This is a genomic window from Proteiniphilum sp., assembly GCF_040307845.1.
Taxonomy (GTDB): domain Bacteria; phylum Bacteroidota; class Bacteroidia; order Bacteroidales; family Dysgonomonadaceae; genus Proteiniphilum.
The window spans coordinates 24,556-37,827 of record NZ_JAWRIS010000045.1 but is presented as its reverse complement, the minus strand read 5'-3'; the positions used below and the strand labels follow the sequence as shown (position 1 = coordinate 37,827).

At 47.3% G+C, this 13,272-nt stretch carries 12 protein-coding genes; 11 read left to right on the top strand and 1 reads right to left on the bottom strand.

Annotation, left to right across the window (positions count from 1 at the left end; all coding sequences use genetic code 11):
* The first annotated feature begins 6 nt into the window (after window positions 1–6).
* From pssA to porN, 11 genes are all read left to right on the top strand, one after another.
* The gene (gene pssA / locus ABV001_RS11520) at window positions 7–711 is read left to right on the top strand and encodes a CDP-diacylglycerol--serine O-phosphatidyltransferase (RefSeq protein ID WP_352422941.1); all 705 of its coding nucleotides are present in this window, start codon (window positions 7–9) and stop codon (window positions 709–711) included.
* 71 nt (window positions 712–782) lie between these two features.
* The gene (locus ABV001_RS11515) at window positions 783–1,034 is read left to right on the top strand and encodes a hypothetical protein (RefSeq protein WP_352422940.1); all 252 of its coding nucleotides are present in this window, start codon (window positions 783–785) and stop codon (window positions 1,032–1,034) included.
* Window positions 1,035–1,128: 94 nt separating this feature from the next.
* Window positions 1,129–2,391: an aminotransferase class I/II-fold pyridoxal phosphate-dependent enzyme gene (locus tag ABV001_RS11510; RefSeq protein WP_352422939.1), complete on the top strand. Its 1,263-nt coding sequence runs from the start codon at window positions 1,129–1,131 to the stop codon at window positions 2,389–2,391.
* Window positions 2,392–2,421: 30 nt separating this feature from the next.
* Entirely contained in the window at window positions 2,422–3,750 is a 1,329-nt protein-coding gene (locus ABV001_RS11505) for a threonine synthase (protein ID WP_352422938.1), read from the top strand.
* Window positions 3,750–4,544 (top strand): SDR family oxidoreductase, encoded by a 795-nt coding sequence (locus ABV001_RS11500; RefSeq protein WP_352422937.1) that lies wholly within the window; start codon window positions 3,750–3,752, stop codon window positions 4,542–4,544. The genes ABV001_RS11505 and ABV001_RS11500 overlap by 1 nt, the downstream gene beginning before the upstream one ends.
* A 71-nt stretch (window positions 4,545–4,615) precedes the next feature.
* The gene (locus ABV001_RS11495) at window positions 4,616–5,710 is read left to right on the top strand and encodes a VOC family protein (RefSeq protein ID WP_352422936.1); all 1,095 of its coding nucleotides are present in this window, start codon (window positions 4,616–4,618) and stop codon (window positions 5,708–5,710) included.
* Between the two features lie 53 nt (window positions 5,711–5,763).
* Window positions 5,764–6,735, top strand: a complete 972-nt coding sequence (locus ABV001_RS11490) for a PorP/SprF family type IX secretion system membrane protein (RefSeq protein WP_352422935.1) — start codon at window positions 5,764–5,766, stop codon at window positions 6,733–6,735.
* Between the two features lie 138 nt (window positions 6,736–6,873).
* Entirely contained in the window at window positions 6,874–8,292 is a 1,419-nt protein-coding gene (gene porK / locus ABV001_RS11485; protein ID WP_352422934.1) for a T9SS ring complex lipoprotein PorK/GldK, read from the top strand.
* A gap of 127 nt (window positions 8,293–8,419) precedes the next feature.
* Window positions 8,420–9,109 carry a type IX secretion system motor protein PorL/GldL gene (gene porL, locus ABV001_RS11480; RefSeq protein ID WP_352422933.1) on the top strand — a complete coding sequence of 230 codons (690 nt, stop codon included), beginning with the start codon at window positions 8,420–8,422 and terminating at the stop codon, window positions 9,107–9,109.
* Between the two features lie 9 nt (window positions 9,110–9,118).
* Entirely contained in the window at window positions 9,119–10,669 is a 1,551-nt protein-coding gene (gene porM / locus ABV001_RS11475; RefSeq protein WP_352422932.1) for a type IX secretion system motor protein PorM/GldM, read from the top strand.
* Window positions 10,670–10,856: 187 nt separating this feature from the next.
* On the top strand, window positions 10,857–11,837 hold the full coding sequence (porN, locus tag ABV001_RS11470; RefSeq protein WP_352422931.1) for a type IX secretion system ring subunit PorN/GldN: 981 nt from the start codon (window positions 10,857–10,859) through the stop codon (window positions 11,835–11,837).
* 9 nt (window positions 11,838–11,846) lie between these two features.
* On the opposite strand, the gene ABV001_RS11465 is transcribed toward porN, so the two are convergent.
* Entirely contained in the window at window positions 11,847–13,163 is a 1,317-nt protein-coding gene (locus tag ABV001_RS11465; RefSeq protein ID WP_352422930.1) for a UDP-glucose dehydrogenase family protein, read from the bottom strand.
* Window positions 13,164–13,272 lie beyond the last annotated feature (109 nt).

The window sequence follows — 13,272 nt, the reverse complement described above, 5'->3', positions numbered from 1 at the left end:
CCGATTATGCGAAAACAGATACCCAATATCGTCACATTGTTAAATCTCTTTTCAGGATGTGTAGCCATTGTCATGGCTTTTCAGGGAAACTTTAAAGCCGTGGTGTTATGGGTAGCCGCTGCCGCCCTGTTCGATTTTCTGGACGGATTGGCAGCGCGATTGCTAAAATCTTATTCTCCCATAGGAAAAGAGTTGGATTCCTTAGCAGATGTGGTTAGTTTCGGGGTAGCTCCTGCTGCTGCAGTTTTCATTCTACTCCGGGATTACTCCCTCATCCCCGGTTATCTGGAACCCTTACATCCGCTGCTTCCCTACCTGGCATTTCTCATACCCGTCTTCGGCGCTTACCGGCTGGCAAAATTCAATATCGACGAGCGGCAAACCACATCATTCCTGGGATTGCCTATCCCTTCAAACGGACTTTTCTGGATCAGCTACTGCTACGGGATGACAGGAGTAGCGGCAGGCAACGAATACATATTTTATCTCACCGCGGGGTTGATCATCCTGATGTCACTGTTGATGATCTCCGAAATACCGATGTTCTCGTTAAAGATCAAAGAACTGGCATTCAAAGGGAATGAAAAACAGATCCTTCTGGTGGTCCTGATGATCCTGTTTGTCGCGTTTCTGGGGATCGCCGGTGCCGCCTGGGGGATAGTTGCCTATATCCTCCTTTCCATCTCAACCTACCATAAAGACGTTAAATAATACAAAGATATTCATTGTCTTTGCATGAATCATTGTATCTTTATTCATTCATCAATTTATCATAGTAAGATATGGGATTCCTAATTAAATTTTTTCTGGGTTTTATGGTTGTCTATTTTTTGCTGAAGGCATTTACAGCTTTCCTTATGGGAAAACGTGGAAGACAAGCATCAACCTTTCGCCAACGACAACGCCAACAACCCCAACAGCCTAAACAACCAGAGAACCAACAGGACCGGATTATAGAATATCAGAAAAAGAAGTTCGAGTCAAGCGAAATCGAAGATGCCGATTTTGTGGAAGTAAAGAACAGTAAACATTAACAAGGACAAACGATATCTTACAGATGGAATAATCCTTATAATTGTTTATCTTTGCAAAAAGGAAAATCAAACCAATCATACATATTCAAAAATCATGACAGATATTTTTGACCGGCTGAAAAGTGCCGAAGGACCGCTTGAGCAATATCGCAAAAAAGCGGAAGGATATTTTATGTTTCCCGAACTGGAAGGGGAGATAGGCCCCCGGATGAGGTTTCGCGGTAAAGAGATGATTACCTGGAGCCTGAACAACTACCTGGGATTGGCCAACCATCCCGAAGTACGTGAAGCAGATGCGAAAGCTGCAGCCGACTGGGGTATGGCATATCCCATGGGGGCGCGCATGATGTCGGGACAGACAAAATACCATAAGGAATTAGAAGACAAACTCGCCGCCTTTGAAAAAAAGGAGGCAGCTTACCTGCTCAACTACGGCTATCAGGGAATGGTGTCGATCATCGACACGCTGGTTTCAAGAAACGATGTCATCGTCTACGACTCCGAAGCTCACGCCTGTATCATGGACGGTATCTTCCTGCACAAAGCCAAAGGCGGAAAAAGTTTTGTATATCCCCACAACGATATGGAGAGATGCGACAAGATGCTTGGTTTTGCTACCAAAAAGGCAGAAGAGACAGGTGGTGGCATTTTAGTGATCACTGAAGGGGTATTCGGCATGTCGGGTGATCTGGGGAACCTTCCCGGGATTGTTAAACTCAGGGAAAGATACAATTTCCGACTGATGATAGACGACGCACACGGATTTGGCACTATGGGAGAGACCGGAGCGGGTGCAAGTGAGCATTTCGGGCTGATGGACGAAGTGGATATCTATTTCGGCACCTTCGCCAAATCAATGGCCGGCATCGGTGCGTTTGTCGCTTCCGAGAGAGCCATCGTCAACTCGTTGAAATACAATCTGAGATCCCAGATATTTGCCAAATCACTCCCCATGCCCATGGTGATTGGCGCACTGAAACGTCTCGAAATAATACAAACGCAACCCCAACACAAAGAAAACCTCTGGAAAATCGCCAAATCACTGCAGGATGGATTGTTGGCGGACGGATTCAATATCGGTAATACCCAGTCACCGGTGACCCCCGTCTATTTCAGCGGATCTGTTCCCGAGGGAACCAATATCGTGATCGACCTGCGTGAAAATAATAATATCTTCTGCTCTATGGTTCTATATCCCGTAGTACCCAAGGGAGTACTGATGCTCCGGCTGATCCCTACCGCTTCGCATACGCAGAAGGATGTGGATGAAACCATCGAAGTATTCAAAAAGATAAAAACAAACCTCGAAGCAGGAAAATATGTCGGTGATGAGATAAAATCGATGTCTACTACATAAACATCCATGTCGATCACATAAAAAAAGAAAATGCTCCGTATAAAAATTCAACATAAGTACTATTTGGAATGTACCCAATGTGGATATGTAACTCCCAACTTCTGGACCTGGTTCGATCAGAATCAACAATGTCCGAAGTGCGGAAGTAAGCATTCCGAAGTATGGTACAACCGGCGTTATCAGCGGCTACCACGCCTTATCGGCCGTAGCCCGAACAGCTTCTGGCACTATTTTCCCTTTCTTCCGCTATTGCGCAGGAGGCATATCATCTCAAAAGGTGAAGGCGCTATTCCGGTAGAACGGTGGCCATTCCTGGAGGAGTTCGCCAAAAAGAAGTACGGGCTCGACCTCAATGTGCATGTCTACAGGAATGACCTGAACGGAGGAACCGGCACTTTCAAGGATATTGCAGCCTCATTGGCAGCCAGTTTGTTCAATGAGATTGGAATCGACCAATATTGTATCGCTTCCACAGGAAACTCTGCAACAGCATACGCCAAATATCTTTCTTTGGCAAAAGTAAACTGCTCCGTATTTATGCCGGAAGATGCGATCAAGTCGTCGGAAGCCACTATCAGCTCCTACGGCCAACAGGTATTCCGGGTGATGGGCGACTACGCCAAAGCCAAGGAGATCGCGGCAGGATATGCCCAATTGCATAATATCCCGATGTCGACCGGTAATATAGATCCCATCCGGGTAGAGGCAAAAAAAACCATGGTGTTCGAATGGCTCCGGCAGATGGATAAGTTTCCCGATGTATATATCCAGGCTGTCAGCGGCGGTACAGGCCCCATTGCCATTGACAAAGGAATCAGGGAGATTAAACAGGTCTATCCTGCACTGGAAAATCCCCGTTTCCTGCTGGTGCAACCAGATGGCTGCGACCCGATGGTGCAAGCATGGGAAGATGCCGAGAGTGCAGGATTTCCTGAAGGATTCGAGAAGAAATATCCTGTTATCGACAACCCCCAGACAGAAGTGCCTACCCTGGCGACCGGCAATCCGGCTACCTACCCCATCGTGGCAAAACTGGTAAAAGAGTCCGGAGGCAGTTTCCTGCGAATGCATGAAAAGAAATTAGTCCCCGTAGGTAAACTGACTGCCTATGAACAGAAAGTGATTCCCGGGCCCGCCTCTGCTGTCTCCATAGCCGGTTTTTTTGTCGCACTCAGGAAAAACCTCATCAAAAACGGAGAAACAGTGCTACTCAACATCGGAGAAGGACCCAACCGGGCTCCCTATTTCCTCGAACAGATGATCTATACATCACATAACGTATACAACGTGGATGAATGTGCTCCCCACTCTATTGGCGATTACCGTTCACAATTGTGGAATGAGGTGATGAGAGACTGATGGTAATTAAAAAAAAGACTATATGGATTACGGGCGCCTCGTCGGGTATTGGTGAAGCATGCGCCTATCTCTATGCACAACAGGGAGTCAATCTGATCCTTACGGCTACACGGGCGGAACGGTTGGCAGAAGTGCAGGAAGAGTGCATCCGGTTGGGTGCACAGTGCATCATATTGCCTTATGACCTATCTGCCCTGGAGCATATCGACGAGTTGACCGACAAGGCCATCGCTGCCTTTGGGAAAATCGATATCGTGTTCCTGAATGCCGGTATCAGCCAGCGTTCTAAGATACTGGATACAGCCTACAGGGTAGATGAAAAGATTATGGCAGTGAACTTTTTTGCACCGGTCAGGATCGCTAAACGGCTGTTACCTGCGATGATTGATCAAGGTGCAGGCACTATTGCCGTCACTTCCAGCATCTCCGGAAAATTCGGCTTTCCCTTGCGTTCGGCGTACGCTTCATCCAAATTCGCTCTCTACGGTTTTTTTGAGACCCTTCATGCGGAATACTACGACCGGAATATCCGGGTAGTGATGGTCTGCCCCGGGCGGGTAAAAACAAACATTTCTTTCAACGCATTAGAGGCTGACGGCAAAAAACATGCCCGGATGGATGAAGGACAAGACAATGGTATTTCTGCGAAGAAAGCGGCAAAAAAGATCGTAAAAGCCATTGATAAACAAAAACCGGAGGTGCTCGTCGGAGGTAAAGAGTTGCTGATGGTGTATATCAAGCTGTTCTTTCCCGGACTGGCAAGGAAAATGGTCAGGAAAATCAAAGCGACGTAATTGCATCAAATATCTTATGTCTTGAATCTTGGTTCTTGGCTCTTAAGTCTTGGTTCTAAATTTCAATTTATATGGAAGACAATTATATTATTGCAGGTATTCAACAGGTAGGCATCGGAGTGGAAAACCTCTACGAAGCATGGAAATACTACATCGAGTTGTTCAATATGGATATCCGTATCCTGGAAGACGACAAAGTAGCGGAACTGATGCTCCCCTACACGGGAGGGAAACCGCAACGGCGCCATGCGCTGATCGCCATAAATATGCAAGGTGGAGGAGGTTTTGAAGTCTGGCAGTACGCGGAACGAAAGCCAAAACCACTTGATTTCGAACTGAATATGGGCGATTTGGGAGTGTTGGCCTGCAAAATAAAAAGCAGGGATGTTGCCCGAACATTCAAAGAATTTTCTAAAAATCCAAAGGCCCGTATTCTCGGCGGACTCCAGAAAAATATCGACGGGTATCAGACTTTTTATGTAAAAGACCCGTACGAAAACCTGTTTCAAATCATACAAGACGATTATATCTTTAAAGACGAAAGACGGTCGACCGGCGGTGCAGTCGGTGTAACTATCGGCGTAACAGATATCGATAAAGCGATGACGGTATATGGTGATATCCTGGGTTATGACAAGATCATTGCCGATGAAACCGGCCTCTTCCCCGATTTCGAAGGATTACCTTCAGGCTCACAACAATTCCGGCGCCGTTTGCTTACGCACACACAACCAAGGAAAGGAAGCCTTAGCGAGCTGTTCGGTTTCTCATATATAGAACTGGTGCAGGCACTGGAACGTACTCCGAAAAGACTCTATGAAGGGCGCTTCTGGGGTGATCCCGGATTTATCCAGGTCTGCTTCGACATCCGAAATATGGACGCTCTACGCAAAAAATGTGCAGAACTGGGACATCCCTTCACGGTAGACACCACTCAAAATATAAAGAAAGGTAACTCGTTCGATATGGGGGATGCCGCGGGTCAGTTCGCTTATATCGAAGATCCGGACGGCACCCTGATCGAATTTGTAGAAACGCACAAAATACCGGTGGTTAAAAAACTGGGATTAAGCCTCAACCTGAAAAAAAGGGATCCCGAAAAACCCCTCCCCCGCTGGATGCTCGGCATGCTCCGCTTTATGCGGGTAAAATCGTCCCAAATATAGAAGGAAGTTCCTCCTGAATACAATTTTTTCGCCGTTTTTCAGTTATACACATAATGGAAAAACGGCGTTTCTCGTTCATTATACTTCTGCTGCTATGGAGCCTGGCACACCTGCAGGCACAGTGGGACGATCCGCCCGGCCAATACTGGGCGGTGAAGGGTTATTTCAACCCCTCCTTTGCCGGGGAAACAGAGGCGATCTCTGCCACCGCTCTCTACCGCTATGGATGGACCGGCATAGAAAATGCCCCTCGCCAATTTTATCTCACCACCAATATGCCTTTTGAATTCTTCGGCAGACGTCACGGTGCGGGATTGGTGGTATACAACGAAACTGTGGGTAAACTTCGCAACTCTTTACTGGCTGCACAATACAGCTTCAAAAAAGAGATCGGTGAGGGATTTTTGCATATCGGACTGCAAGCGGGTCTGTATGACCTCCATTTCGATGCGGGATCTAAACATATTTTCGAGGATTCGATTCAATACAGGAAGGGCACACTCCGTGTAAATCCAACCGAAAAACAGCCAATCGACCTAAGCGCAGGCATCTCATGGACCGGAAAAGCTTTTTTTGCCGGAGTGTCGGCTACACATCTCAACCAACCCCGATTTTACACCCAGGCCGACTCTCTTTCGGCAGATATCCAAAGTGATTCCGCCCGCTCCTCCATTCCTCGCTCCTACAATTTCATGGCCGGATACAATATTCATCTGTTCCATCCGTTAGAAATACAACCGACGGTGTGGGTGCAGGCCAATCGCGACAAGACATTGGTAATGGCTACCCTTCGCATGGAATACAACAAGAAACTCTCGGGAGGTGCATCATGGAGCAACGACGGATACGCGTTTTTTGCCGGAGCCGTCATCCGCGACATAGAGCTGGGATATGCCTACGGGAGTCACACTTCGGGACTTGGGAAAAATAGTAACGGGAGTCATGAGTTTTATCTCCGGTATAATTTTCCGCTCGACTATTTCAAGCCGAAACGGCAATCGCACAAGAGCATCCGGCTGTTGTAAGGTGGAAAGGTGAAAAGGTAAAGGTAAAAAGGTGATGCCAATGAGACTAATGAAAAAGGAGTTAAGAAATTAAGAAGTCATTGTCAATTCTCCATTGTCTATTTTCAATTTAAAAACTCTTGGTTATAAGTAAAAAATATGAGAAAATACATCTTGTTCGGACTACTATTGATCTTGGTCGCTTCCTGCGGGAGACCCGGGATCGGGAGCAGTATCGGCGGGGAACTGACCGGCGTACCTGTAGGCAAAGTGTGGGGGGAACCTACACCTTATAATATGGTATTAGTGTCGCGGGGAGCCTATACCATGGGACCGGGAGAAATCGACTCGCTGTGGGGGTTTTCCATCCCTACCCGTGGGGTATCGGTGGATAATTTCTGGATGGACGAAACGGAGATTACCAACTCCCAATACAAGCAGTTCGTTTTCTGGGTACGGGATTCCATCATCCGTGAACGACTGGCAGATCCTGCCTATGCCGGCGACGACTTTTACAAGATCACTGAGGATGAATACGGTGATCCTGTTACCCCTCGACTCAACTGGAGAATTCCCATTCCCTGGACAAGAAATACCGAAGAAGAGGAGGCAGCCATCAACAGCATCTATACCACCCATCCCATCACAGGAGAAAAGATGTTGGATCCCCGACAGATGAATTTCCGCTACGAGTGGTTCGATGCGGCGGAAGCAGCCAGGCGGCAGCACCGGTTAAATCCCACGGAGAGGATATTGAACAGCGATATCACCATCGATCCGAATGAAGTGGTTATGATATCGAAAGATACAGCTTATATCGCCCAGGACGGCCGGATCATCAACGAGACCATCACCCGTCCCTTGAGCAGCCTTTACGATTTTGTACACACTCGTATCGTCAATATATACCCCGATACCACCTGCTGGGTAAATGATTTTCCGAATGCGGATAATGAGCGCTACTTGCGCAATTATTTCTCTCATCCTGCCTACGCACACCATCCGGTAGTGGGAGTTTCATGGGAACAGGCAACTGCTTTTTGCGAGTGGAGAACCCTTTTCCTGCGGAGGAGCATTAACAAACAAGGTGTGACAATAGAAAAATACCGCCTACCTACCGAAGCGGAATGGGAAATGGCGGCTCGCAACGCTAATTCCGACAACCGGTACCCGTGGGACTCCGATGCCACGACAAGTGAAAGCGGTTGTTTCCAGGCTAACTTCAAGCCCGGCGACGGGGCCTATGGCGCCGACAATCATCTTATTCCCGCAAAAGTGAGGAGTTTCAAGCCCAATAACACCGGGTTATATGATATGGCCGGAAATGTGGCGGAATGGACTTCTACCGCCTACACCGAGTCGGGTAATGAACTGATGGGCGACCTGAATCCTGAATATAGCTACAACGCTGCTACGGAAGATCCTTATGCATTGAAACGAAAAGTGGTGAAAGGAGGTTCCTGGAAAGACATCTCCACCTTTATCCGGTCGGATATGCGCGACAGTGAATACCAGAACCGGGGACGGTCTTACATCGGATTCCGTTGCGTAAGGACACAAGTCAGTTCGGGAAAATAAATTTTAGACTCAAGATACAAGAACCAAGACTCAAGATTTGAGATTTGTATAATTCCTATTCATTGGTAATTGGTAATTGGTAATTAGTAATTGGTAATTGGTAATTGGTAATTAGTAATTAAAAAAAATGAACGCTTACAAAAGATACAAAAACAGGCTTGAACGGTTCCTGCAAACCGAACGGGGAAAACGGGCCATCAACTTCGCTTATAGTTTCGGAGCTGCTATCGTGATATTGGGTGCGATGTTTAAACTACTCCACTTTCCTTTTGGCAATGAGATGCTATTTATCGGAATGGTCACCGAATGTATCGTATTTATCCTTTCCGCATTCGATACGCCAATACGCGATTACAGGTGGGAACAGGTATTTCCGGCACTCTCCACGGTAAATTCGGGTGAAAACCAGGGTTTATCGGAAGTATCACACCCGACCGGTCTCGACCCTGCCACCTCCAATATGTATGCGGGCACCTCCTACGGTGGATCTGGGATAGAAACGCATACTTTGTCAGCACACACCGAAGAGTATGCCAAACAAATGGAGAACTTGAACCGTACATTGTCCGGCCTCAATTCCATCTACGAGATACAGTTAAAAGGTGTCAGCAGCCAGATCGGTGCCATTGAGCAGATCAACCAGGGATTGGCACGCCTCAGAAATATGTACGGTGATACCCTGCCCGATGGATCGGTCATCAAAACCGAGGTCGAAAAAATGGCAGATCAACTCAGGGAACTGAACGATGTCTATGCCCGTATGTTGAATGCCATGACAGTCAACCGGTACAATAATCCCGCCAACCCCAACCTATAACCCCGTCCTATGGCAGTTAACAGTCCCAATTCCCCCCGTCAGAAGATGATCAACCTGATGTACCTGGTGTTCATCGCGATGCTGGCACTCAACGTCTCGGTAGAGGTGCTCGACGGGTTTAAACTGGTGGATAATAGCCTGGGAGATTCATCCGGTACAATGCTGGAACGCAACAAGTTGATCATGGATGAGCTATCTTCTTACCATACACAAAATCCGGAGAAAGCCGGAGAGTGGTACCGGAAAGGGATGCAGGTGCGTTCCATGAGCGATTCGCTGGCATATTATATCGCCGGACTAAAACTACGGATGGTGCGTGAAGCCGACGGGAGAAAAGCGGATATCAACAACATCAAAAACAAAGATGATTTGGAAGCCGCCTCAGTAGTTATGCTTTCTCCTGTAAATGGCGAAGGGAAGAAGTTCAGGGATGCCATTGATGCTTACCGTGATTCAGTGACACAACTTGTAACAGATCCCGCCCGCAAGTCAATTATCGAAAAAAACCTCAGTACCCGGTCGCGGTCGGGTAATAAGAGCTGGGAAGCATCACTCTTTGAACAGATGCCGCTGGCCGCGGCTATCACCATGCTCACGAAGATAGAAAATGATATCCGTTCATCAGAGGGAGAAGCGCTGGCCAATATCCTGCACAACGTGGATGTGGGCGATTTCCGCGTAAACCGGTTGAATGCCTATATTATTCCCGAGTCGGATATCGTCATTCAGGGTGGTTCCTACAATGCCCGTATCATACTCTCTGCAGAAGATTCTACCCGGCAACCCCGGATCATGATGAACGGACTGCCCCTCGACACAAAGGAAAATGGTTATTTTTCTGTCCGGGCCGACCGCACAGGGACATTCCCCGTGGAAGGATACTTGGAGTTGACCGGCAACGACGGCGCCGTGACCCGCCGTCAGTTCAAGAGCAGCTACACCGTGATCGAACCGGTAGCCACCATTGCCCCTACCCTTATGAATGTATTGTATGCCGGTATCGACAATGAAGTAAGTATTTCCGTACCGGGTATCGCCCCTCAGGATGTAAATGCCACTATAACCGGCGGTACACTCGCACGCCGTGGAAATATGTGGATCGCCCGCCCCACAACTGTAGGACAGAATGTCGCCATATCAGTATCGGTTCATACGGCAGGCGGAGACATACGTCGCGTGGTCACCAAAGAGTTCAGGGTACGCGCACTCCCCGATCCCACTCCATATATTGAACACCGTGATGCCAATGGAAATCCGGTGATGTTCAAGGGAGGAGGATTACAGAAAGCCATCCTGATGAATGCGGGGGAGATCAAGGCCGCCATCGATGACGGAATCCTTTCCATTCCATTCAGGGTGACCAGTTTCCGCACCGTCTTCTTCGACTCGATGGGCAATGCCATTCCCGAAATTTCCGAAGGAAACCGTTTCTCAGAAAGGCAGAAAGAACAGATCAGGCGTCTTGCGCGAGGAAGTTATTTCTATATTTCGGGTGTACGGGCTACCGGTCCCGACGGGACAGAGCGGGAGATTGCCGTTATGGAAGTGAGAATAATGTGATGATGTATAGATGATGTGACAATATGGATAATGTGACTAATTGAAAGGAAGTTGAGAAGTTAAGAAGTTAAGAAGTCTGAAGTGTATAATTCATTGTCAATCATCCATTGTCAATTAATAAAGTCCTGGTTCTTGAATCTTGGTTCTAAAAGTCTTTATTCTTTACTCTTTATTCTATTATAAAAATATGCAAACAAAACGATTATTGATATTCATTTCACTGATAGCAGGAGCGGTTACTACTCTCTTCTCCCAGGAAACGGCGAGGGAAAGAATAGAACAGCGGCGGCAGAGCACGGTGCAACATCAGGCTGCCGGCACAAATATCCGTATGGAGCAACGGAACCGACACAGCGATGAAAGTATAGAAAATGCCAAATGGTCGCGTATCATCTACCGTTATCTCGACCTCACCAAAGAAGCCAATGCCCCGCTCTATTATCCGGTTACGCCGGCAGATGGAAAGACGAGTCTGTTTACACTGATGTTCAATTTATTGCAGGAAAATACTGTTCCGGCTTATGAATATCTGGACGGGAAGGAAGAATTCACCGACGAATACCGGATCAATTTTCAGGAATTTCTGGACCGATTTGGAATCTACCATGAGACTAAGGGCGGGAAAATTGTAGTCAATGATATGGATATTCCGGGGAATGAGGTAGAAGGCTATTTCGTGAAAGAAGCCTACTATTTCGATACGGGCAATTCCTCTTTCAGAGTGAAACCCCTCGCTATTTGCCCCGTCTTGCACCGCAGGGAAGATTACGGGACTATCACCCGTTATCCACTTTTCTGGATCCAATACGAAGAAATAGCTCCATATGCGCGCCGGTTGCCGGTCATGGGTTCTTCCCTCAATAACAGCATGAGTGGAAGTATGGATGATTTTTTCCGTATGAGAAAATATGACGGTGAGATATACAAGGCGCAGAATCCCCGCAACCTTGCCATCTCGCAATATACCTCCACCCCCGAAGAGATGAAAGCCGAACAGGAAAGAATTGAACAGGAACTGATTGATTTTGAAAAGAATCTCTGGAAGCAGGAAAATCACTCCGTTATACCCCAACAACAGAAAGTAAATCGTCGGGGAAAAAGAAAATCCCCGACAAGTTCGTCCGGCACCGGCACTGCTTCAGTCTCCATGAGAGACCGAAGATATTGATGGAAATGATTACTGTCCAATGCCACTGTAAGCAAAACCGTAGGAGGCAAGTTCCTCCATATTGTAGATATTTCTACCGTCGACCACCACATGGTGATTCATGATTTTCTTGAGGATACTCCAGTTGGGTAACCGGAACTCTTTCCACTCGGTAGGCACGATCAGCGCATCGGCACCATTGGCGGCATCATAGATATCCGTGGCATAATAGATAGAATCGTTCAGATAATGACGTGCTTCCTGCATAGCCGCCGGATCATAGGCGCGCACAGCTACACCGGCTTCACGCAGGCTCCTGATCAGAGTGAGCGAAGGTGCTTCACGCATGTCGTCGGTCTCCGGTTTAAATGACAATCCCCATACAGCTACCGTTTTTCCGTGTAACTCTCCGTTGAAATGTCGCCTGAGTTTCTGAAACAGGATATCTTTCTGCCGGTTATTTACCTCTTCCACCGCTTTCAGCACTGTCATCTCATATCCTGCATCTTCGGCCACCTTGATCAATGCGCGGATATCCTTGGGAAAGCAACTTCCTCCATAACCGCAACCGGGATAAAGGAAGCTTCTGCCGATACGGGAATCACTACCCATACCACGGCGTACCATATTCACATCGGCACCTACCTTTTCACACAAATTGGCAATATCGTTCATAAAACTGATACGGGTAGCCAGCATGGCATTAGACGCATATTTGGTCATCTCCGACGAAAGGATATCCATAAAGATCACCCGGAAATTATTTAACAGGAACGGACGGTATAGTTTGGTCATCAACTCTTTAGCCCCTTCGCTTTCCACCCCCACAATCACCCGGTCGGGACTCATAAAGTCATTTACGGCCGCACCTTCTTTCAGAAATTCAGGATTGGAGGCCACATCAAACTGCAGGTTGGTCAATCCGCGTTCATCGAGCTGTTTTCTCACCAAGTCCCTGATACGATAGGATGTTCCCACAGGAACCGTACTTTTGGTGACGATCAGCAAAGGTCTGGTCATGTGCTCGGCAATGGTGCTTGCCACAGTCATCACAAAAGAAAGGTCGGCTGTACCGTCTTCGTCGGAAGGAGTTCCCACTGCAATGAACACAATCTCCATATCGTCCAGGACGGTCGGCAGATCAGTCGAAAAATGAAGACGGCCCGCTTTATGATTGCGCAGGACTATATTCTTCAATTCCGGTTCGTAAATGGGTATAATTCCTTCTTTGAGTCGCTCTATCTTCTCACGGTCTATATCCACACAAGTCACATCCACGCCCATTTCAGAAAAACAGGCCCCTGAAACCAATCCTACATATCCCGTTCCTACAATTGCAATTTTCATTTTCTCTATAGATTAAAGAGTAAAGAACAAAGAATAAAGACTTTATAATTTCTTCACTTCTTAATTAGTAATTCCCTTTCTAATCAATCACATTGGCACGACCTGTTCC